The organism is Undibacterium sp. KW1 (assembly GCF_009937955.1).
Lineage (GTDB): Bacteria > Pseudomonadota > Gammaproteobacteria > Burkholderiales > Burkholderiaceae_D > Undibacterium.
On record NZ_AP018439.1, the window covers coordinates 6,362,074 to 6,383,872 of the forward strand.

The 21,799-nt window shown below is 51.7% G+C and carries 16 protein-coding genes; 6 read left to right on the forward strand and 10 right to left on the reverse strand.

What is annotated here, in order from left to right:
• Positions 1-117 precede the first annotated feature (117 nt).
• Entirely contained in the window at positions 118-921 is an 804-nt protein-coding gene (locus UNDKW_RS28735; RefSeq protein WP_162061569.1) for a helix-turn-helix domain-containing protein, read from the forward strand.
• A gap of 63 nt (positions 922-984) precedes the next feature.
• Here the strand turns inward: UNDKW_RS28735 and UNDKW_RS28740 are convergent, their stop codons facing one another.
• From UNDKW_RS28740 to UNDKW_RS28750, 4 genes are all read right to left on the reverse strand, one after another.
• Complete coding sequence (locus tag UNDKW_RS28740; RefSeq protein WP_162061570.1) at positions 985-3,153, reverse strand: M3 family metallopeptidase; 2,169 nt, start codon at positions 3,151-3,153, stop codon at positions 985-987.
• Positions 3,154-3,546: 393 nt separating this feature from the next.
• A complete protein-coding gene (locus tag UNDKW_RS30035) occupies positions 3,547-3,684 on the reverse strand; it encodes a hypothetical protein (RefSeq protein WP_174247621.1) in 138 nt (45 codons plus the stop codon).
• A gap of 17 nt (positions 3,685-3,701) precedes the next feature.
• Positions 3,702-4,916 (reverse strand): MFS transporter, encoded by a 1,215-nt coding sequence (locus tag UNDKW_RS28745; RefSeq protein WP_162061571.1) that lies wholly within the window; start codon positions 4,914-4,916, stop codon positions 3,702-3,704.
• 133 nt (positions 4,917-5,049) lie between these two features.
• Positions 5,050-7,947 carry an ATP-binding protein gene (locus UNDKW_RS28750; protein WP_162061572.1) on the reverse strand — a complete coding sequence of 966 codons (2,898 nt, stop codon included), beginning with the start codon at positions 7,945-7,947 and terminating at the stop codon, positions 5,050-5,052.
• Positions 7,948-8,092: 145 nt separating this feature from the next.
• Here UNDKW_RS28750 and UNDKW_RS28755 point away from each other — a divergent pair, with 145 nt between their 5' ends.
• The 3 genes from UNDKW_RS28755 to UNDKW_RS28765 all read left to right on the forward strand — a co-directional run bounded on the left by UNDKW_RS28755 (position 8,093) and on the right by UNDKW_RS28765 (position 10,981).
• Entirely contained in the window at positions 8,093-9,673 is a 1,581-nt protein-coding gene (locus tag UNDKW_RS28755) for a DNA-3-methyladenine glycosylase 2 family protein (protein ID WP_232063161.1), read from the forward strand.
• A 9-nt stretch (positions 9,674-9,682) separates the two neighbouring features.
• Positions 9,683-10,165, forward strand: a complete 483-nt coding sequence (locus UNDKW_RS28760) for a methylated-DNA--[protein]-cysteine S-methyltransferase (protein ID WP_162061573.1) — start codon at positions 9,683-9,685, stop codon at positions 10,163-10,165.
• A 252-nt stretch (positions 10,166-10,417) separates the two neighbouring features.
• Positions 10,418-10,981: a phasin family protein gene (locus UNDKW_RS28765; protein ID WP_162044231.1), complete on the forward strand. Its 564-nt coding sequence runs from the start codon at positions 10,418-10,420 to the stop codon at positions 10,979-10,981.
• A gap of 96 nt (positions 10,982-11,077) precedes the next feature.
• On the opposite strand, the gene UNDKW_RS28770 is transcribed toward UNDKW_RS28765, so the two are convergent.
• Together UNDKW_RS28770 and UNDKW_RS28775 are read right to left on the reverse strand one after the other, a co-directional pair.
• A complete protein-coding gene (locus UNDKW_RS28770) occupies positions 11,078-11,470 on the reverse strand; it encodes a hypothetical protein (protein ID WP_162061574.1) in 393 nt (130 codons plus the stop codon).
• A 26-nt stretch (positions 11,471-11,496) separates the two neighbouring features.
• Complete coding sequence (locus tag UNDKW_RS28775) at positions 11,497-13,299, reverse strand: sulfatase-like hydrolase/transferase (RefSeq protein ID WP_162061575.1); 1,803 nt, start codon at positions 13,297-13,299, stop codon at positions 11,497-11,499.
• 122 nt (positions 13,300-13,421) lie between these two features.
• On the opposite strand from UNDKW_RS28775, the gene UNDKW_RS28780 reads away from it, so the two are divergent.
• Both UNDKW_RS28780 and UNDKW_RS28785 read left to right on the forward strand, forming a co-directional pair.
• Entirely contained in the window at positions 13,422-14,315 is an 894-nt protein-coding gene (locus tag UNDKW_RS28780; protein ID WP_162061576.1) for a LysR family transcriptional regulator, read from the forward strand.
• Positions 14,316-14,518: 203 nt separating this feature from the next.
• Entirely contained in the window at positions 14,519-15,694 is a 1,176-nt protein-coding gene (locus UNDKW_RS28785; RefSeq protein WP_162061577.1) for an acetyl-CoA C-acetyltransferase, read from the forward strand.
• A 130-nt stretch (positions 15,695-15,824) separates the two neighbouring features.
• On the opposite strand, the gene UNDKW_RS28790 is transcribed toward UNDKW_RS28785, so the two are convergent.
• The 4 genes from UNDKW_RS28790 to UNDKW_RS28805 all read right to left on the reverse strand — a co-directional run bounded on the left by UNDKW_RS28790 (position 15,825) and on the right by UNDKW_RS28805 (position 21,718).
• Positions 15,825-16,649: a hypothetical protein gene (locus UNDKW_RS28790; protein ID WP_162061578.1), complete on the reverse strand. Its 825-nt coding sequence runs from the start codon at positions 16,647-16,649 to the stop codon at positions 15,825-15,827.
• Positions 16,650-16,811: 162 nt separating this feature from the next.
• Positions 16,812-19,223, reverse strand: coding sequence for a S9 family peptidase (locus UNDKW_RS28795; RefSeq protein WP_162061579.1), 2,412 nt, complete (start codon positions 19,221-19,223; stop codon positions 16,812-16,814).
• A 156-nt stretch (positions 19,224-19,379) separates the two neighbouring features.
• Positions 19,380-20,528, reverse strand: coding sequence for a HupE/UreJ family protein (locus tag UNDKW_RS28800; protein ID WP_162061580.1), 1,149 nt, complete (start codon positions 20,526-20,528; stop codon positions 19,380-19,382).
• The gene (locus UNDKW_RS28805; RefSeq protein ID WP_232063162.1) at positions 20,525-21,718 is read right to left on the reverse strand and encodes a lipopolysaccharide assembly protein LapB; all 1,194 of its coding nucleotides are present in this window, start codon (positions 21,716-21,718) and stop codon (positions 20,525-20,527) included. Before UNDKW_RS28805 ends, UNDKW_RS28800 begins: the two co-directional genes overlap by 4 nt.
• Positions 21,719-21,799: the final 81 nt, after the last annotated feature.

Here is a 21,799-nt window from a genome sequence, read left to right on the forward strand (position 1 = left end):
TGCCGATAGTAAAACTGACTATCTGCACTGCTGCCTTGGTACCGGTATGGCAGAATTATCCCCCGTACTGGATAGCCTGTCTCGCGCCAATCCGCCAACAACCCTTGAGAAAAGGACATGGATACATCCCGCAAGCCCAAGGCCCTGGCTCAAGCGCTCAAAGAGATTGATGAGCTGCCTTCACCTGTCAGTGGCAGGGCTACTGACTATCCAGCCAACTGGCACATTGCGCCGCATCTGCATGCCAGGCATCAACTGATTTATGCGGTACGTGGTGTGATGGTGGTGCAGACGGAAGTCGGTCGCTGGGTGGTGCCGCCTACCCGTGCCATCTGGATGGTGGCTGGCATGACGCATGAGATACGCTGTATAGGCGAAGTGCACATGCGCAGCGTGACTGTGGCGACGGATGCAGCCTCCGGTTTACCCGGCTTTACCCAGGCAGTCGGTATCTCTCCCTTATTGCGCGAGCTGATCCGCGCTGCGATGGAATTAAGTCAGCCCGATTTGCCCTATATACCCGATAGCCGCGATGGCCGTGTCATGCGATTGATACTTGATGAAATACGTGCCCTGCCTGTGCTGCCCTTGCATCTGCAAATGCCATCCGACCCGCGTTTGTTGAGGATTTGCGGGCTGCTCCAGCAGCAACTCGATGATTCCTCTACGATGGCGGACTGGGCGCGACGCCTGGCCGTGGATGTGAAGACCATACAGCGCCTGTTCGTGAAAGAAACCGGCATGACCTTTGGTCAATGGCGGCAACAGGCCCGCTTGCTGCGGGCGCTGGAATTGCTGGCGACGGGTGAGAAAATCATCGACGTCGCCCTGGCACTGGGCTATGACAGCCCCAGTGCCTTCTCTACCATGTTCCGCAAACAGTTTGACCAGACACCCAGCCAGTTCTTTGCTGAAAACTGACCGGGCTCGTCAGCGAGAAAAACCAGCGCTTATTCATCACTGAACGAGCACTGCCTACACTGCTTATTTAGAGCCTGATTGCAAGCCGCGACGTATCAGCAATGGTTCTATCTTTGGTTCGCGTCCACGGAAATTACGGAAAGACTCCAGCGGGTCCATGCTGCCACCCTTGGACAATAATTGCTGGCGGAACCAGTCACCATTCTTGCGGTTCAGGCCGCCGTTTTCCTTGAACCATTCCACGCTCTCGGCGTCCAGCACTTCACTCCACAGATAAGCGTAGTAACCGGCTGAATAGCCACCACCAAAGATGTGCGAGAAATAAGTACTGCGGTAACGCGGTGGCACGGGTGCAAAATCGACACCCGCCTGTTTCAATGCATCAGCTTCAAAGGCCAGCGCATCTTTTGGTATCTGCGCAGGTGTCAATTGATGCCAGCGTTGGTCCAGCAGCGATGCTGCCAGATATTCCGTGGTTGCAAAACCCTGATTGAATTTATTGGCTGCCGTGATTTTATCCACCAGGGTCTGCGGTATCACTTCGCCATTTTGATAGTGTCTGGCATAGTTTTTTAATACCTCAGGCCAGGTTGCCCACATCTCGTTAACCTGGGATGGATATTCGACAAAGTCACGCGGTACATTGGTGCCAGAAAAACGCGGGTATTTCACATTCGAGAATAGCCCGTGCAAGGCATGACCAAATTCATGGAAAGCGGTGCGCACTTCATCAAAGGTCAGCAGGGTAGGCTGGCCTGCTGGTGGTTGCGGGATATTGAGATGGTTGGCAAGCACAGGGTGGGTACCAAACAGCGTGGATTGCTCCACATAGGCATTCATCCAGGCACCACCGCGCTTGGTGTCGCGCGCATACATGTCGGCGATGAACAAGGCCATTCTCTTGCCATCTGCATCAAATATCTCATACACCTTGACGCTGGGGTGATACACCGGCAAGTCAGTGCGTTCTTTGAAAGTGATGCCATACAGTTTGGTGGCAGCAAAGAAGACACCGTTTTCCAGCACATTCTTCAATTCAAAATAAGGGCGTAACTGGCTGTCGTCAAAGCTGTATTTTGCCTTGCGTAATTGCTCGGTATAAAACGCCCAGTCCCATGCCGCCAGTTTGAAATTGCCTTGCTGTGCATCGATGATTTTTTGCAGCTCTGCGCCTTCGGCTTTTGCGTTATTGACTGCTGCCGGTGCCAGCTCGCCCAGCATCTTGTTGACTGCGGTGGTAGTCTTGGCAGTTTCATCTTCCAGGCCATAGGCGGCATGGTTGGCATAACCCAGCAGGGCCGCACGTTCAGCACGCAGGCGTGCCAGGTCGATGGCTACCTGACGGTTATCAAACTCACCACCATGGCTGCCACGGTTGACCGATGCTTCATGCAGGCGCTGGCGCAGGGCGCGGTTTGCCAGGCTGGCCTCGAATGGCTGGCCGGTGGTATTCATGAGCGGTATTACGAATTTGTCTTTCAGGCCGCGTGTTTTGGCTGCTTCAGCCGCGCTGGCGATTTCTTCTTCAGACAAACCTTGCAGCTCGGCCTTGCTATCAACAATGATGGCCGAGGCATTGGTTTCTTTCAGTACATTCTGGCTGAACTTGGTCGCCAGGCTGGCCAGTTGCGCATTCAGACTCTTGAGTTTTTGTTTATCCTTGTCACCCAGCTTGGCACCTGCGCGTACAAAGTCTGTGTAATAGCGTTCCAGCAAGCGCCCGGATTCTGCATCCAGGTTCAATGCCTGACGTGCTTCATATAATTTGCTGATGCGCTGGAACAGGCGCGCATTCAGGAAAATCTGGTCCTGATGGGCCGCCAGCTTGGGTGCCAGGTCGCGTGACAGCGCTTCCAGCGTAGGGTTGGTATTCGCACCAGTCAGACTGAAAAAGACGATGGAAACCCGGTTCAGCATCTGGCCCGCACGTTCCATGGCGACTACGGTATTGTCAAAAGTAGGTGCGGCATGGCTGCCCGCGATGAGCGCGATTTCGGCAGCATGCTGGCGCATGCCCTCGGTGAAGGCAGGACCGTAGTGTTCATTCTTGATCTGGTCAAAAGCCGGATAGTGGTAAGGCAGTTTGCTGGCACTGGCAAAGGGATTGCTCGCCAGTTTGCCAGCGGTCTTCTTCGGCGTGAAGCTGGCAGAATCAGCTGGTGCGGCTGTGACATAAGTGGCAGGACTGGCCAGGGCAGTACCCAGCAAAATGAGCAGTAGATGTTTGTTCATGTAGTTTTACCAAAATCTTTGATCAAAAGGAAACACAGTGTAGCAGACCGTAAAGCTAGAACTCATTTCATCAATAGGATGAGTGCGAACAAGGCGATTTGGGATGCAGTGCAAGGCGTGGCGCGCAGCTAAGGCGTCCGCCTTAGCAAGCGGCACAACGCAGCAATGCGCCCAAATCGTCAGTTCCCGAAGGGTTTGTCTCATAACGCGTGCTTGACTGCGTTGGATTCGTTAACAATAGCACCGATATTGACCGCCTCGCCCGCCTTGCCAAGTTACGTTATGAGGCAAACGCATCTCACCCTATTGATGAAATGAGTTCTACCATATCGTTCACGCCAGGCAAAAAAATAGCGCCCCGAGGCGCTAAAAGTGCGTAGCAAAAATGGGTCTTCAACACATGACAAAACGATTCGCCAGGTCAAGTACAAAAGACGGACGCAGATAGGCGATAAACACCAGGGCCAGCACCACAACGATGATGCTGCCCCACAGTAACCGCAATAATCTGCGTGATAATTGTTTGATCATGAGTTATTCGACTTTGTTCAGGCCATAGCTTCACCCGCGCGGGCTATCGGTTTTTCGCTGATAGGCAAATTCACGAGTGCGGCAAAGATACCCAGTCCCAGGACTATGCCCCAGACCATGTTGTAGCTGCCGGTCTTGGTGTAAATATAGCCACCCAGCCAGACACCGATAAAACTGCCGACCTGATGCGAGAAAAACACAAAGCCTGACAGCATCGACAAATACTTGACGCCAAAAATCCCGGCAATGACGCCATTCGTCAGCGGCACGGTAGATAACCATAACAAGCCCAGCGCTGCGGCAAAAAGATACACAGAATACGGTGACAGCGGCGCCAGCAAGAACAGGGCGATGACCAGGCTACGCGCCAGATAGATACCCGATAACAGATAAGGTTTGGGGAACATGCCGCCCAGCTTGCCGGCATAGTAAGAACCAAAGATATTGAACAGGCCAATCAGCGCCAGCGCATACACTGCCACGCTGGGGTCCATGACACCTTTGTCTTTCAGATAAGCAGGCATGTGTACGCCGATGAAAACCAGCTGGAAGCCGCAGACGAAATAGCCAGCTACCAGCAGCAAAAAGGGTTTGTAGGCAAAGGCTTCACGTATCGCTTCGCTGATACTTTGCTGCGGGCCTGTAACTTGTTGCAGTGCCGGTTCACGCAGCTTCATCGCCATAGGCACCATCAGCAAAATGACCAGGGCCGCCAGCACATAGAAGGCATTTTGCCAGCCTGCACGGTCTATCAATTGCTGCTCTATCGGCATCATGACGAACTGGCCAAAGGAGCCTGCGGCAGAAGAAATACCAAAGGCCCAGGAACGTTTTTCCAGCGGTGCCGTGCGGCCTATGATGCCGCTGACTGCGCCAAACGAAGTACAGGCCAGTGCTGCACCTATCAGTATCCCGGTGCCGACTATGAACAGCACAGGCTGGTCTATCAGCGCCATCCATAACAAACCGGCGGCATACAAAAATGCACCCAGCACCATCATTTTTGTTGTGCCTACCTTGTCTATCACCATGCCTGCAAGTGGGCCAAACACGCCCCACATCAGGTTTTGCATGGCCATCGCCATAGAGAAGGTTTCTCTGGTCCAGCCGTGTTGTTGTGAGATGGGTTGCATCCAGAAACCAAAACCATGCCTGACACCCATGGACAAGGTGATCACAATACCGCTGGCCAGCAGCACGGTTTTCAGGTCGGGAGCGCGTTGAGTTGTCATGGCGATATCTGTTTTGCTCATTAGAAAATGAGTTCTAGTGTATGCCAATCCAGAAAATCATGTGGACTGCCCAAAACACCATGACGGTATGGTGTCTTGCAGCAGTCAGGGTACCTGGATGGGGTTCAGGAATTCAGGGATTCAGAGGCAGGTTCAAGGTAAACCGCGTGCCCATGCCGGGTGCGCTATCGACAGCGATGCTGCCATGCATGATGGTGGTCACCAGGTTGTGGACTATGCTGAGCCCCAGCCCGCTGCCACCCTGGCCCAGCTTGGTGGTGAAGAAGGGGTCGAAAATCCTGCGCAAATCCTGAGCCTCTATGCCCTTGCCATTGTCACTGAAGATGACCTGCACCTGATTGTCTGGCGTCTTGTGGGCGCGCAACAGCATCTTGCCATTTTCGCGGTTTTCAAAGGCGTGCAGGATGGCATTGTTGATGAAATTAGTCAGCACCTGTCCATAAGGACCGGGAAAGCTGTTGAACTCTATGTCATCGGGGATATCAATTTCCAGCGTATGGCCGCGCTTGTGTATCAGGTTGTGCAGGGTGCGTATGACTTCCAGGGTAGTCTTGCGCAAGTTGAACAGCCTGCGCTTCTGGCTGGTTTGGTCTACCGAGACTTGCTTGAAACTGCTGACCAGGTCACTCGCGCTCATCAGGTTGCGCAGCAATAATTCATTGGCATTATGGATGGTGGCCGTAAACTGGTTCAGGTCAGAACGCTTCACGGTATTTTCTGTCAGCTTGCGCAAAAAAATGACAGACTGTTCTTGCAGCGTAGTGGCAGTCAGCAGGCTGTTGCCTATGGGGGTATTCAGTTCATGGGCGATACCCGCCACCAGTGAACCCAGTGCCGCCAGTTTTTCTTGCGAAATCAGGATTTGCTGGGCTTTGAGCAATTGCTGATAAGTCTCGGCATTCTCCACCGCAATCGCGGTATAGGCGGCCAGCATCATGGCAATATCCAGATGCATGCGCTGGAAGGCATTTTTTTGTGTACTCTGTATGGCGATCAAGCCTATGGTGCGGCCCTTGATCATCAGCGGCACATAGATGTGCGAGATGGGGATGATTTTTTCCAGACCGGCAAAATAGGCGCTATCGACGGTCAGCTTGCTCAGGCCTGCTGCACTGATGTAGTTCAGGTATTCGCCATAGATATCGCTGATAAAGATGGGTTGCTGATGTGTGACACACCATACTGATAATAGATCCTCGTCCCTGATATCGCGTATATACGGCAACATGCGCTGGCCGCGCAGGATATTGCAGGGAAACTCTATGGTTTCCTGCTCTGGCCGGTACAGGCCTACGGCGAATACTTCTGCCCCCATCTGCTCATGTACGTGGCGATAGACGATCTCCATGATGGTATCGCGGTCCAGGCTGGACGTGACTTCTCTGCCTATCTCGCTGAGCCGGTAAATATGCTTGTGTGCCTGTTGTAATTGCTCGGTCTGCAATTGCAGGCTGGCGGTGCGCTCCAGCACCCTGGCTTCGAGTTGCTTCTGGGTCTGGGCATGTTCGGCATGGCTGAGTACCTGTTGTACCAGGTTACCCAGGTGGCGGCCAAACAGCACATCTTCACGCGACCAGTTCCTGCTGCCGCTGGTATGGGCGAAACAGATCAGGCCTACGCTTTTACCATGCAGGCGCAGAGAGATTTTCAAGGCCGAATGCAATTCTTCCTGCCCCAGCAAAGCACGCATTTCATTTGCTACCACGTGCAAACGCATATCATGCCCAACCAGTGGCACTTCATCCTGCTGCAGTATGTGCATCAGTAATGGCAGGTTCTGGCAAGGCATTTCTGCCCTGATCAGGCCATGCTTGCTGCCAGCCCTGGCGTGACAATGCAGACCTACTCCATTGCCATCAATCAGGAAGATGGCTGCCAGCTCGGTATTCAGGATGGCCAGCGAGGTATCGGTAATCAGTTGCAATACTTCAGCTTGCGGGCCTTCTTCCAGCAAGCGGTTTGATGACAGTTCCAGCAAAATTTCTACCGGCGGCTTGTGAGACAAATCATAGGCCCGCAATTCATGGAGCCTGTCCATCGTCCCCAGTTCACTGAGCTCGCTGGTGGTTTGCTGATGCAGGCGGGCAAAATGCAGGGCCTGTTGCCAGTTGCCCTGTTGTTCATGGATTTCAGACAGTGCTGCCAGGCTGCGTACTTTTTGCCTGCGTGAAGCGACTTTATCTGAATAGCTCAGAGCCTTGCCATAGACATCCAGCGCCTCATCGAATTGCCCTGCTGCACGCAGGATGTCGGCCAGGGTATCCTGCACGGCGCCTTTGAGCCACACATAATTGCAGGCATCGGCGAGTTCCAGTGCGGTGCGGATATGGGTCTCAGCGATCTCCAGTTGCGTATTCCTGCCGGCGACCTGACCCAGGTACCAGTAAGTCTCAGCCAGGTATTCATGGATGGCATGTTGCTCAGCCAATACTTTCGCTTTCAGAAAGCAATCCTGGGCTGCCTGCAATTCACCAGTATGGAGTTCATTGACACCCAGGTTGATGATTTGCTTGCACAGCAGGTAAGGCTCGTTCAGTTGCTCCAGCAGGCTACCGGCATCGGTATGAAAACGCGCCGCAGTTTTGCCATCACCGAGGGCATCATAAATCTGCCCCAGCCCTATATGCGCTTCGACCAGTGTTACCTGGTCGCGGTTGAACTTGCTCAGATCAACGCAGCGCGTCCAGTACATCAGGGCGTCACGGTAGGCACCCTGGGTATAACAGATACGGCCAAGGGCCAGCAACATCAGCCCGGCAGGGCGTGTCAGTTGCTGTTGTTCAGCGATGTGCAAGCCTTGTTCGAGTTCGCTTTGCATGGAATGCGCCTGCCCCAGCCTCTCCAGTATCAGATAGCGCTGGTAACAGGCGTCAAGCTGTAAGCCGGTTTGCCCGGCTGTAGCTGCCTGCACGCTCAATTGCCCGAGTAAGCAAGTCGCCAGCCGCGGATGTCTGCGCGCGGTCTTGACGATGCGGAGTAAATTGCGATTCAAATTCAGCGCCTGGCGCATGGTTCTCGATTTGTTTGTCCGAAAATGGCTAGAAGAGTGGCTGGCACTCGCGTATAACTATTCCTGAAGATAGTAATGCAGTTTGCAAATTGGGTACATAATTTTAACTATCCCGGAATTGATTACGCACAAGAAAGTGGCGGCTATGGAACAGCAGATACCTACCATGCAGGGCAAAGCTCAGGCGGCAGTGCCGCCCGATGCGACCAGCCTGATGCTGACTGAGGCCAGTGAGGGTTTGACGCAAAAGCAATGTTATTACCGTGCCCTCGCCGCCAAGGACAGCCGTTTCGATGGGGTGTTTTTTACCGGCGTTAAAACCACCGGTGTGTATTGCCGCCCGGTGTGTGGCGTCAAGACGCCGCGTGAATCGTCCTGCGAGTTTTTCAGCAGCGCAGCAGCGGCAGAGGCTGCCGGTTTTCGCCCCTGCCTGCGTTGCCGCCCTGAGCTGGCACCGTATGCGATACAGCAAAATCTTGCCCATGCGATCTGGCAAAGAATCGCTGATGGTGCCCTGAATGAAACCGATATAGAAAGCTTCTCTGAACAGATTGGCCTGTCTTCACGCCAGTTGCGCCGCGTCATGCTGCAAGAGTTTGGCGTGACACCGGTAGAACTAGCCCAGACCCAGCGCCTGTTGTTTGCCAAAAAACTGTTGCAAGAGACTCAGCTAGGCATGGCAGAGATCGCCTTTGCTGCCGGTTTTGGCAGTGTCAGGCGTTTCAATGCCCTGTTTTCAGAACGCTATCAAATGGCCCCGGGATCAATACGGCGTGCTGCCGACAGCGCAGGCGAAGGTGTTTGCCTGAAGCTGGCTTACCGCCCACCCTATGCATGGGACGCAGTGATCACTTACCTTGCCGGGCGCGCCATGCCGGGGCTGGAAGCCGTCATCGATGAAAAAGGCGGGAAGGCCTATGTACGCAGCGTACAGATGGAAGGGCTGGAAGGCTGGCTCAAAGTCGCCCATCTGCCCTCCAAACAGCAACTCAGCCTGCAAGTCTCACCTTCACTGGCACCGGTACTCATGCCACTCATGGCGAGAGTCAGGCAGCAATTTGATCTGGAGGCCAATCCCGCCGTCATCCAGAGCCATTTGCAATCAGACAGCCTGCTGGCCGGGCAAATCCTGCGCACGCCCGGCATGCGTGTGCCCGGTGCCTTCAACAGTTTTGAGCTGGCCATCCGTGCCGTGCTGGGCCAGCAAGTCAGCGTGGCCGGCGCTACCACGGTAGCGGGCAGGCTGGTGACCCGCTTTGGTCAGCCAGTGCTTACCCCGTTTGCTACTGTCACCCATCATTTCCCCAGCCCGCAAACCATTGTTGGCTTGTCGATAGACCAACTGGCGGGCATAGGCATACCCGGTGCCCGCGCTGCCACACTGCAAAACATTGCCCGGTTTGCCCTTGAAGGTGGCTTGCAAAGGCAGTTGGCGGCCAGCTCGGACGAGATGGTAGCCAGGCTCAAGACCGTCAAAGGCATAGGTGAGTGGACCGCACAATATATTGCCATGCGCGCCCTGCGTTTTTCGGATGCCTTTCCGGCAGGTGACCTGGGTCTGCAAAAAGCTGCCGCAATACTGGCAACCCCGGCAAGCCCGACGACACCAACAACACCAGCAAGCGAGCGCCTGACTGAAAAACAATTACTGGCTGTCGCCCAGCCCTGGGCACCGTGGCGGGCTTATGCGGCACTGCTGTTATGGCAATCATTAAGTCAACAATAAGGAAAGATCATGAAATACCTGAACTACAACAGCCAGATAGGGCAATTACTGTTAGCCGCCAGTGAGCGTGGCCTCAGTGGTGTGTATTTTGAAAATCACAAACACTTCAAAGGCAGCGCAGGCTGGCAGGAGGATGAATCTGATCCCATCCTGAACCAGGCACGTCAGCAACTGCAGGAATACTTCGCCGGGCAGCGCCAGGATTTTGATTTGCCGCTGGACTTATCGGCAGGCACGGACTTTCAGCAAGAAGTATGGGCAGCCTTGCGTCGCATCCCGTTTGCCCAGACCAGCAGTTATCTGGCACTGGCACAGGGTATAGCCAGACCCAGGGCGGTGCGCGCAGTGGGGGCGGCGAATGGGCGTAATCCTTTATCCATCATCGTTCCCTGCCACAGGGTCATCGCCAGCAATGGCGCATTGACCGGTTATGCGGGTGGCTTACAGAATAAAGAGGCCTTATTGATGCTGGAGAGAAAATTTTCAAAATAGCAATATTGGTGGGTCGCGTCCATGTCAGGTGGATGCCTAAAGAGTAAGCAGGGTGAGTAATGACAGGAAAAGCAGATAGATATCTGAAAATATCATTTAGCTAATTTTGGTGCGATGCACAAAAAGTGCTTGACGTTTTAAATTCTAAGTGTAAAATCGTATTTGTTGCGGTGCACCATTCAATAATTCGTGGAAAGCGCTGCCGATCATTAACGCTGTTAAGCCACTTAATTCCATTTACCGGAGAATGTTATGACTACCAATACACCAGAACAATTTATCGCTACGACGAAAGCTAACCTGGAAGCGCAATTCGCTTCCCTGACTTCCCTGAACAAAAAAGCATTTGAAGGTCTGGAGCAGTTGTTTGCCCTGAACGTCAATGCTGCTAAAGCCAGCCTGGAAGAAGGTACTGCTGCTGCCAAGCAATTGCTGAGCGCCAAAGACCCACAAGAATTTTTCACTTTGTCTGCAGCACAAGCTCAGCCAAACGCTGAAAAAGCACTGGCTTATGGCCGTCACCTGGCAAGCATCACTACAGCAACTCAGCAAGAATTCACTAAAGCTGTTGAAGCGCACATCGCTGAAACAAACACTAAAGTGATTTCCCTGATCGACGAAGTAACTAAAAATGCACCAGCTGGTTCCGAACAAGCTGTTACAGCCTTGAAATCTGTTGTTGGCAACATCAACGCAGGCTACGAGCAACTGTCCAAAACAACCAAGCAAGCTGTACAAACTCTGGAAGAAAACCTGACCAAGGCTACCCAGCAGTTCACACAAGCGGCTGAAAAAGCAACTGCTAAAAAGAAATAATTTAGCAATTGCAGATTCAGACTCAATGTAAATTGAGTTGCAGTAAAAAATCCCCTGATGTTCGCATGAGGGGATTTTTTCATGGGTAGCTGGAATTCAGGTTGACGCTTGCTGATTCGGTTGTTTACCCAATAAATAAATCAAATACAGCACCACGCAAGCACCATCAAAAAAAGCGGCAGTGTGCAGACCCTGCAAGGCTGGCTCTGCCCAGTTGATGGCGACCATGATCACCAGCCCCAGTTTCTCAACTGCTGCTGCCAATAAAATCGCCCTTCTTGCCTGCGTTTGTCTAACCGCATAGATAATCAGCGCACCCAACACTAAAGCCATCAAACCCCAGTGCCGTGCAAAGAACAGGCCAGTCACATCACCTACCTGCATGCCTGATGCCTGCAGGAACAACGTGGGCGCGATAAACTGCACGCCCGCCAGCATGGTGACAGTGCCGCTGACATACAGGATCTTGCGTATTATTTTTTCTTGCATGGTCTCCCCTACTTATTGGCTTTTTATTAGCTTTCTCTCTGTTGATATAAAAATGCAGGCCCTGGTAATTCCCTGCCCAGATCATCTCCCACTTCAGTACTGATCAATGTATTCAATCTCTGATTCAAGTCCAGCAGCAAATCCTTGTGCTGCTCAGGGCTGGCGGCCAGGTTGGTGATTTCATTCGGGTCGGTTTGCGTATCATAAAGCTCTAGCTGGTTACGTGTCCTCAGATTTTGCCAGTCACGTGGCTGGTGATGATCGGCAGGTTTGAAATAACGGGCAAATTTATAACGGCCATCATGGATGCCGCGGAACAGGGCCGGGTTTTCCAGACTAGGTAAAAACTGGCCGCTTTCAAAACCGATGAAAAGCGAGTTCAGCTTGTTATATATCTTGCCGGTTTTTGCCCCCTTGCGTGAAAATTCCGGGTCCATATACAGAGGGACGCCGTAGTTGAACAAGATACCTTTTTTATCGCGCTCTGTGGTCGCGCCAGTTGTGCTGATGGCGGCACTGATATCGACACCCTTCAGATAAGGATATTTTTCTGCAAGTGCATGCGCATCTACGCCAGCCATGCCAAGGATGGTGGGCACTAAGTCCATATGTGAACCCAGTGCATTCGTCATCTTGCCACCCGCCACATCAGGGTGGCGCACGATGAAGGGCAGGCGCATGTTTTCCTTATACATGAAGGGCCCCTTCTGGCGCAGCTTGTGGGCACCTGCCATTTCTCCATGGTCCGATGTATAGATGACGATGGTGTCCTTATCCATGCCCAGCTTTTTCAGTGCCTGCAATACCGTCAGGGCATGGCTATCAACATCGCGTACGCAATTGAAGTAATAACTTTGATAGGCGCGCCAGGCCGCTTCATCGTTGGGGTCTATATGGCCGTATAGCCAGTTACACATTTCTATGTAAGAGCTGGTGGCCCAGGGTTTGCCGATCAATTTATCCTGGTAATAACTGTCTGGCAAAGGCAGATCCCAGTATTTGTCGTAAACACCGCCTGTGGGTGGGGTCGATAAGGGCGACAACATATTGCGCTGCTGCCGGCTGGCCACTTGTGCATCGCCAGTGCTGACATACATGACATCATGTGGATTCACAAAATTCACCGCCAGAAACCAGGGCTGCTTGCCGCGCATGGCGCGCCCTTTCGTGCTCAACCACTGTACCGCATTGCTGGCGATTTGCCCGTCATAGCGGTAGCCGGTCCAGGTAGAACCATGGGGATCGCCATCGGCGTTGTAGTCAGAAAAACCGTAGGGTTCAAGCGCATTTTCTGTCGTTGGATAAGGTCCATACACCAGGCCAGAATCAGGGCGTACATGGCTTAAATGCCATTTACCCTTGTAGGCGGTGTAATAAGCCTGGGCCCTCAACAAATGCCCGAGGCTGGGCAAGTCATCTGCCAGTTTGGGAAAAGAAGGTGGCGCATCGACATTTGCCGTCATCAGGGTGTGCTGGGTATGTTGGCCAAAATACATATTCGAGCGTGAAGGCGAACAAGGCGTGGTATTTGCATGGAAATTCATCATGCCTGTGCCTTGTTCCAGCAGCATTTCATGGGCAGACAAGCCCAGGCCAGACGGCAAGTCTTGCCAGTGGCGTAACTGATCATTCACGATCAGCAGGATATTCGGCCGCCGCTGGCGCAAGCCTTGGGCTGTCATTGCTCCCGGCACCTTGGGTATGCTGCTCGGCCTGTGTTGCCGGTCGGCCACGTCGCCAAAGGCTGCCGCCAGGCCTGTGCCCGCCATCGCGGCCAGTACTTTTCTGCGGCTGATATTACCTGACCGATTGTCTGACTGATCTGCCATATCTCCCCCCCTCTTAACCGGCTCGTGATCGGCTCGTGATACTGAGCAGTGTCGGACACTTAAGCCCATACGTCCAGTGCATTATAATCATCGCGTTGATGCCTTAAAGGTATGGTCTGCTGATGAACCTGAAAAAACTCCGACATGTCGTCGTACTTGCAGAGCAAGGCAATTTTGCCCGTGCCGCTGACAAGCTCAATCTTAGCCAGCCGGCATTGAGCCGTAGTATTTCGGGTCTCGAAGATGAGCTGGGCATGCGCCTGTTTGACCGTGACCAGGCTGGTGCCACGGCCACTGCTGCTGGCAGGCAACTGATTACGCGCGCCCGTGATTTGCTGTATGCGGCAAATAACCTCAAACAGGAAATGGCACAACTGCGCGATGGTGAAAGTGGCCAGATCATTTTTGGGGCCGGGCCTTTTCCTGCCGCCAGTTTTTTGCCAGCGGTACTGACTGAACTGGCTAGTAACTACCCACGCATGCGTACCGTGCTCGAAGTCAATAATAGCGACACCCTGATGGAACATCTGCTGGCAGAAAAGCTGGAATTTTTTATCGCCGACACCCGCAGCCTGAGACCGGACAAGCATATACAGCTCAGGCCTCTTACCCGGCAAACCGGTGGTCTGTATTGCCGCCGTGAGCACCCACTGACCTTGAAAGCGAAATTGAGCCTGCAAGACTTGCAAAGCGCCAGTTATGCCAGCGTGTATCTGGCAGATATTTTCATGCCTGCCATGCGCAAGGCGTTTGGCCTGGAGTCCGGCCAGGACCTGCCACTGGTGACGACTTGCGACAATATCTATGTACTCAAACATGTGGTCAGACATAGCGACGCAATACTCCTGTGTACTCAGGCAGCGGTGGCAGAAGAACTCGGTTCCGGTGAGCTGATTGAGCTCAAGGCCGATGGCTGGCAAACCATGCAGGCAGAAATTGGTGTGGTCAGCCTGGCAAGACGTAGCCTGTCACCAATGGCAGAACTGGTATTGGCCAGGGTCGCAGCGCATGTATAAAGCGCATGTATAAAGCGCATGGTTTTGAGCAGGATCAAGAACCACACATGGCAAAACACTATCTTTTTTAAAGCCCGTAAACTCAGCCGGGCGCGAGCAGTGGTAAGCTAGAGCATGTATTCTATATGCAGGACTTAGTACAGAATTAAGCAGCATTTATTTGACCATCCCCTGAACTCAGGGACAAAACCAGGAGAATTCACATGCAAGACGTGGTAATCGTAGCTGCAGGCCGTACTGCAGTAGGCAAATTTGGTGGCTCTTTGGCAAAAACCGCTGCTTCCGACCTGGGCTCCCATGTCATCAAGGCCTTGCTGGCAAAAACCGGCCTGAGCGGCGATCTGATCAGTGAAGTCATCCTGGGTCAGGTACTGACCGCCGGCGTAGGCCAGAATGCCGCCCGCCAGGCTGTCATCCGTGCCGGTTTGCCAGACATGGTACCGGCTTTCACCATCAACAAGGTATGCGGCAGCGGCCTCAAAGCGACTCATCTGGCAGCACAAGCCATCAAGGCTGGCGATGCTGACATCATCATCGCCGGCGGTCAGGAAAACATGAGCGCTTCTCCACATGTATTGAATGGCTCGCGTGATGGCTTCCGCATGGGCGACGCCAAGCTGGTCGATACCATGATCGTTGACGGCCTGTGGGATGTGTATAACCAATACCACATGGGTATCACGGCAGAAAACGTCGCCAAGAAATACGGTGTGACGCGTGAAGAGCAAGACCTGTTTGCCCTGGCATCCCAAAACAAGGCAGAAGCCGCGCAAAAAGCCGGCAAGTTCAAGGATGAAATCATACCTTTTGAACTGGTCAGCAAAAAAGGCACGACAGTGTTTGATACTGATGAATTCATCAAGCATGGCACCACGCTGGAATCTTTGGCATCCCTGCGCCCGGCATTTGACAAGAATGGTACCGTCACTGCAGGTAATGCATCTGGCCTCAATGATGGTGCTGCTGCAGTCATCATGATGACTGCACAAAGAGCCGAGCAACTGGGTTTGCCAGTGCTGGCCCGTATCAAGGCCTACTCTTCTGCCGGTGTCGATCCTACCATCATGGGCATGGGCCCGGTACCCGCCGCCCAGCTCTGCCTCAAAAAAGCAGGCTGGACACATCAGGACCTGGATTTGATGGAAATCAATGAAGCCTTTGCCGCACAGGCAATCGGCGTCAATAAAGAAATGGGCTGGGACACCAGCAAGATCAATGTCAATGGCGGTGCGATTGCGATTGGTCACCCTATCGGCGCATCAGGTGCCCGCATCCTGGTCAGCCTGATCCATGAAATGATACGACGCGATGCCAAAAAAGGCCTGGCGAGCTTGTGTATCGGTGGTGGCATGGGTGTGGCGCTGGCGATAGAACGTTAATCGATTGAGCAAAGCAGCTCAGTAAAAATACTGAGCTGTGCTTTATTGACCCCAATATTTCAAAACAACTATCCTGTGATTTTTTAATGTTATTGCTAATTTCAATAAAAAAGTGCTCTGTAAATAGCAATTAAGCTATCACTGATATTCCATCTTGTTCATCTTTTATAAGCTGATCTATTGCGTCAAGAAAGGGTGAAATAGGACATGCTGTAATAATATGTGATTCAGGAAACCATCCGCTTTGCATAGCCACTAATTTGACGCCAAATTTACCATCTTCGTTTTTATAAAGACCGAATATAGGTCCACCGCTCATTCCATCCAGATCAATAACCTCGCTATTAGGCACTTTTGATAGCGCAAGTTTTCCAAATAGTGAGTGAACGTTTTTATCTTTTTCTAGATTAGTCGGTCTGGCAGTGGGTGTGGCTTCCACAAAAAAATGTTTTTGTTTAATTCTTGTGCCATCTTTTTGCAAAAATTGAGATGGAAATCCAGTTACGACCCATTTGTCAGCAGTTTTTGCATCACCAATCATTTCACGATTTATTGCCCTTACCCCACTTTGGCTCATGTTCTTGATGGCTAACTCTTCGACTTGAATCAAACAATAATCTAATCCAAGATCGTCGTTTCGTATTCTTAACTGATTTCGTTTAGTAATGTCGAACGGATATGCGAAGGAGTTTTCATTTTTAGAAAAAACGTCATTAATATGCCATTTTGAAAGTGAGATTCCTTTGGCTGATAGTTTTTCGATGTCATCCAGAATATGAGCTGCAGTGCACATTACCCAAACGCCGTTAATTATTAAGAAAAAGCAAGAACAAGAAATTATCCGAGGCGGGTCTTGATCGTGAACTGCAAATCCGAAACTAGTGACAATTGATTCAATTGCCTTCTTAAATTCTTCTGAATCTACAAGATTAGAAGTTTGGGTATCGTGTTTCATATATATTGCCTTAGCAATTTTTGATTTTTCATCATATCAAAGATGCGATTAAAAAAAATAGGCATTTAAATGAAATTGCAAGTTTATTGTTATCTAAAAATAAAAAAATCCCAGCTGGAGTAAGCTGGGATTTCATACAAAAATCATCGATACTAATAATATTTATTTCTTCAGGCATTTTTCCAGGAACTGATCCTGTTCCCACAACAAATGCATAATGTTTTCCCTGGCTGCATAACTATGGCTTTCCTTCGGTAGTATCACCATGCGTACCGGTGCGCCCAGGCCTTTCAGGGCCTGGAAATAGCGCTCGGTCTGCAGGGTAAATGTACCGGGATTATTATCGGCTTCGCCATGTACCAGCAACAGTGGCGTCTTCATTTTGTCTGCATTCATGAATGGTGACATCTTGGTATACACCTCAGGGCTTTCCCAGTAATTGCGTTGCTCACTCTGGAAGCCAAATGGCGTCAGCGTACGGTTATAAGCACCACTGCGTGCAATACCGCAGGCAAACAGTTTTGAATGCGTCAACAGGTTTGCTGTCATGAAGGCACCATAAGAATGGCCGCCAACGGCAACACGCTTGCGGTCTATATAACCCAGAGCATCCACAGCATCAATCGCCGCTTCGGCATTATCGACCAGTTGCGGGATGAAGTTATCGTTCGGCTCGGTCTTGCCCTCGCCGATGATGGGGAAGGCCGCGTCATCGAGTACTGCATAGCCGCGTGCTACCCAATAGATGAATGATGCGTAGCTGGGGAAGGTGAACAGGTTTTCATTATGCTTGCTTTGTCCTGCAGAATTCTTGTCCTTGAATTCTGCCGGGTAGGCCCAGATCAGCAAAGGCAGTTTGTCTTTCTTGCTCTTGTCGTAATTGGCAGGCAGGTACAGGGTGCCAGACAATTCCACGCCGTCCTTGCGCTTGTATTTGATGACTTCTTTCGAGACATCCTTCAAGCCCATGAATGGGTTCTTGAATTGCGTTACGGGTGTGAGTTGATTGCCGCCCTTGATATTACGGAAGTAATAATTCGGGTATTCAGTCTTCGACTGTATCTGCACCAGCACATCGCCTTTTTTGACATCTTCTATCGAGACGATGTTTTCTACCTTGTCGGTATAAGTCGATTGATACAGGCGGTTCTTTTTCAGGCTGGCCAGATCGAGTTCATCGATGAAAGGGAACTGACCTTTTTTGGTATGACCAGCGCCCAGCAGATAGGCCTTGTTATCTTCTATCGCCAGCACACGGCGGTGATACTGGTTGTATTTGGTTTCAAAGCGGCCAGGATCAGAATAGATATCCTGCATGTTACGGTCAGAGATCAGGCGTGGTGCTTCTGCCGGATTGGACGGGTTGAACAGATAGGCCTTGGTATTGCGTGTGTCATACCAGCCATCACTGACAACCGCCAAATTGTCATTACCCCAGACGATGCCGTTATAACGCTGCGCGACTTTTACCAGCGAGATAGCTGGCTTGTCGAAAGGCGCATCCCAGGAAAACACTTCATCGCGGAACTCTGTCTTATTGGCCGGGTCACCGCCATCAAGCGCCTGTACATAAGTCAGGCTGGCTGCCTTGTCTGCGCGCCAGTCCAGCTGCCGTTTGCCAACTGCAACAGCACTAAAACCCTTGGGGATGATTTCATGCAAAGGTGATTCATCAACGACCTTGATCTGCTTGCCAGCCAAATCGCTGACGATGGTTTTTGATGGGAAACGATCAAGCGGAACCACGTAAGAGAAAGGTTTTTGTATGGTACTGATCTGCAGGTATTTGCCGTCAGGAGAAAAGCTGACTCCAGCAAACATATCAGCCTTCTTGAATAAACTGCTCTTGCCATTCAGGCTGACTTTATGCAGCTCAGAAGTTGTCAGGTTGACGAAATTGCTTTCGTCATTCTGGTTCTTCAACAGATCAGCATAAGTGCGGTTCTGCGATGCCGCACCGCTGGATGTGGAGATGATAGGGCCGCTTGGCAAATCCTTGCTGGCATCCAGCAAGGCCGGGCGGTTCTTGGGCAAGACCTTGATGAGCAGGCCGTCACTATCCCTGTACCAGTCAAACGGCGCGCCCAGATTGGCATTCAGGTTGGCTTCTGTCAGTTTTTTTGCTGTTGCTGTTTCCACATCGATGACCCACAGCTCTACACCTTTGGCTGCTGTATTGGTGAAGGCAATCTTCTTTTCATTCGGCGACCATTTGACATGGCTGATCAGCGGGTTTTGTGGCAAACCTTTGACCTGTATTTCTTCTGTCGCATCGACTTTACGTAGCTTCAGATTATTGACATACGTTAGCGTACTGGAGATGTTGGTAACCGGGTTGATGCGCAAACCGGCCAGACGCATTTCAGTCTGGCTCAGATCATTCAGTGATTTATAAGTATTGCGATAACTGAGCAGCAGCATCTTTCTGTGACTATCCATGCTCACGACAGGTGCGCGCTGGAAGTCAGCCAGCTCCAGTATCGCTTGCGGCGGTTTTTGATAGTTCAGATTTTCCTGCGCACCCGCATTGGCACCCAGCGCAGCCAGCAAGAGCAGACTCAGTTTGCTTTTCATTAATATCCCCGGTTGAATTTATATGCACCAGCCCTGGCAATCAACCAGAGTCAGAAGCTTTATTCTAGCACCGCAATATATTTAAAATATGCTGTTTTCTACTGCACTCATAACCATATCGGTATAAATAGAAAACAGCCGGGGACAGGTCTGTAGTTAAGATGAAATCAGACGCATGTTGAAGGCACGCTCGATGAACCACAGCAGCGCAATCAGGATGATCAGCACTGAACCCACCTGCACGATGGCGCGCTGATGCAGCCAGTGGCGGCGCAGCAGATAAGCCAGCGGTAAAAAGCCTGCAACGATGGTCAGTTGCCCTATTTCCACACCCAGGTTAAAGCCAACCAATGCCAGCATCAGTGCCGATTGCGGCAAGCCAAGGTCAGCCAGCACGCTGGCAAAACCAAAGCCGTGGATAAGACCAAAAGTAAATGCCACCAGCCAGCGCCTGCCCTGGAACAGCGGCAACAAATTATTCAGCGCTGCCAAAATGACGGATGCGGCAATCGCGGATTCCACCAGCCGTGATGGCAACGCCAGTACATTCAGCGCAGCCAGTGTCAGGGTAATCGAGTGGGCAACAGTAAATGCCGTGACTATCTTCAAGACATCGATGGCGGCTGCTTTAAAGCTGCTGGCAGCTTGCCATTTACCTGCCTGCAGTACCAGTACCGCAGGCAATAACAAGGACAATAAAAACAGGATGTGATCAAAACCTATCCAGATATGCCAGATACCATGAAAAATATAATCGCTGAATTGCTGCCACTTGTTGACCTCTGCCGCGACAAATTCCTGGCTGGCCTGTTCGGGGCTGAAGATCGCGGTGCTTGTTACATCCTTCTGGTTCACCAGACGCAGCAAGCCTTTGTGCTGGGTATCGAGGTCAAAAAATAACTGGTACTGCACTTTGATTTTTTCAGCAATGCAGGTGCTGTCAAACATCAATACGGTATAAGCACCATCGCTATGCTGGTCTATCAATTGTTGGCCTGCTGTCAACGGGCATGGCTGCTCACCCGCAGTGATCTTCAGCCTGGCGAGTGCATAGGCGGCGATGTCTGCATGCTTGCTGCGTACTTCATCCCAGGTAAGCTCGCCATTGCCGTCTTCATCCAGGCCTATGGCAAAGTCGAGGTCGCGCAAGGCGATATCCCATTGACCATGGATACCAGTCTGGTCGGCACGCAAGGTCAGGTAACTGTCGCTGGGCTTGTGGGCATGGGCAGGCAAGCTGAACATACTGAACAGCAGTGCCAGAATAAAACTGCGTGCAAGCAAGCGCTTGGTGATGAATGTCATGAGTTGGCTCCCAGTCTGGCGAGCACAGGTTTAAGCGTCAGGTCTTGCAGTTTATTTTGCTTCAGCCATGCCAGTGCTGGTGCAGCAGCCTGAGGTTCATGTGCAGCGGCGGCTTCCAGCAAGATACGCAAGTCTGCGGTTTCTTTTTGTATGGCCCAATTCAGTTGCGCCAGTTTCAGGGCGATGGCCGGGTGGTTTTTTAAATGTAATTCATAGCGCGCCTGCTCGCGCTGGTGCACAGTGTCGCCGCGCAGCATGGCGGCTTCAAAACGCTGATCGAGCAAGCTGATTTGCCCGGCTGCAAGCGGCGATTTTTGTACTTTCAAGGCCAGCGCATAGCGCAGCAATAATGCATCGACCCTGGTTTTTTCTTTCAACAGCTTGACGACTTCAGCAGGTCTTTGTTGATCCAGTAAAAAGTCGGCATAAGAACCCAGCAGATAGCTGTCTGGTGATGCCAGTGTCAGGGCTGTCTGATACCAGGCTTCGGCTGCAATGACATCGCCCAGTCTGGCAGCCATTTCTGCCAGCAGTGTCGTGACCCAGATTTTTGTCCCTGCATCGCTATCTGCATTTTTTTCATATTTTTTGTAGGCTGTAGCAAGCGTTGCATAACTGTTGGTAGCGTCGCCATTCAGGCTGCCGACATTATGCAGGCAGGTCAGCGTGACCACTTCAGGTGCCAGAGGATAAAGGTGCATGCAACTGGCTTTGGCCTGGGCAAACTGGCCCTGTACTTGCAAGACCGTGGCACGCGTTAGCCAGGCCTGGGCATTGTCCCTGTCCTGCTTCAAGACATTGTTCAGGTCTAGCAGGGCTTCAGGAAATTGGTGTGTACTTTGCAGTATGGTGGCACGCAACACCAACACGCTGATGGGTGGATTTGGCAAACTCCACCAGGGTTTCAATACTGCCTGTGCATAGCCTAGATAACGCGGGTCACCGTCATTGCGGGCAGCATTGATATAAGTTTGTGCCAGTTCGCTTGTAACGGCGGGGTTGTTTGGGTTTGCTGCCAGACGTTTGCGCAATTCGGCAAAGGCACGTTGCGCCGGGTCTGTGCGGGATGGCAATTGTTCCAGCACCTGCTTGCCATTGCTCGGAATAAATGGCGTTGCTTGCGCATCAAAGGCAAGGCTGACAAGGCTGAACATGATCAACAGCGCAGAAAAGAATCGAGGCAGGTGCATATTTTTTGCATCTCAAAATTCATGGGCGGACTCAAGACATGCAGAAAATAACATGTCCTGAGCCCGCAACTTCAGTTGGCT

What these genes read in the sequence shown, in the direction of transcription:
- UNDKW_RS28735 (WP_162061569.1), top strand. Translation starts at nt 118, where the DNA reads ATGGATACATCCCGCAAGCCCAAGGCCCTGGCTCAAGCGCTCAAAGAG.
- UNDKW_RS28740 (WP_162061570.1), bottom strand. Translation starts at nt 3,153, where the DNA reads ATGAACAAACATCTACTGCTCATTTTGCTGGGTACTGCCCTGGCCAGT.
- UNDKW_RS30035 (WP_174247621.1), bottom strand. Translation starts at nt 3,684, where the DNA reads ATGATCAAACAATTATCACGCAGATTATTGCGGTTACTGTGGGGCAGC.
- UNDKW_RS28745 (WP_162061571.1), bottom strand. Translation starts at nt 4,916, where the DNA reads ATGACAACTCAACGCGCTCCCGACCTGAAAACCGTGCTGCTGGCCAGC.
- UNDKW_RS28750 (WP_162061572.1), bottom strand. Translation starts at nt 7,947, where the DNA reads ATGCGCCAGGCGCTGAATTTGAATCGCAATTTACTCCGCATCGTCAAG.
- UNDKW_RS28755 (WP_232063161.1), top strand. Translation starts at nt 8,093, where the DNA reads ATGGAACAGCAGATACCTACCATGCAGGGCAAAGCTCAGGCGGCAGTG.
- UNDKW_RS28760 (WP_162061573.1), top strand. Translation starts at nt 9,683, where the DNA reads ATGAAATACCTGAACTACAACAGCCAGATAGGGCAATTACTGTTAGCC.
- UNDKW_RS28765 (WP_162044231.1), top strand. Translation starts at nt 10,418, where the DNA reads ATGACTACCAATACACCAGAACAATTTATCGCTACGACGAAAGCTAAC.
- UNDKW_RS28770 (WP_162061574.1), bottom strand. Translation starts at nt 11,470, where the DNA reads ATGCAAGAAAAAATAATACGCAAGATCCTGTATGTCAGCGGCACTGTC.
- UNDKW_RS28775 (WP_162061575.1), bottom strand. Translation starts at nt 13,299, where the DNA reads ATGGCAGATCAGTCAGACAATCGGTCAGGTAATATCAGCCGCAGAAAA.
- UNDKW_RS28780 (WP_162061576.1), top strand. Translation starts at nt 13,422, where the DNA reads ATGAACCTGAAAAAACTCCGACATGTCGTCGTACTTGCAGAGCAAGGC.
- UNDKW_RS28785 (WP_162061577.1), top strand. Translation starts at nt 14,519, where the DNA reads ATGCAAGACGTGGTAATCGTAGCTGCAGGCCGTACTGCAGTAGGCAAA.
- UNDKW_RS28790 (WP_162061578.1), bottom strand. Translation starts at nt 16,649, where the DNA reads ATGAAACACGATACCCAAACTTCTAATCTTGTAGATTCAGAAGAATTT.
- UNDKW_RS28795 (WP_162061579.1), bottom strand. Translation starts at nt 19,223, where the DNA reads ATGAAAAGCAAACTGAGTCTGCTCTTGCTGGCTGCGCTGGGTGCCAAT.
- UNDKW_RS28800 (WP_162061580.1), bottom strand. Translation starts at nt 20,528, where the DNA reads ATGACATTCATCACCAAGCGCTTGCTTGCACGCAGTTTTATTCTGGCA.
- UNDKW_RS28805 (WP_232063162.1), bottom strand. Translation starts at nt 21,718, where the DNA reads ATGCACCTGCCTCGATTCTTTTCTGCGCTGTTGATCATGTTCAGCCTT.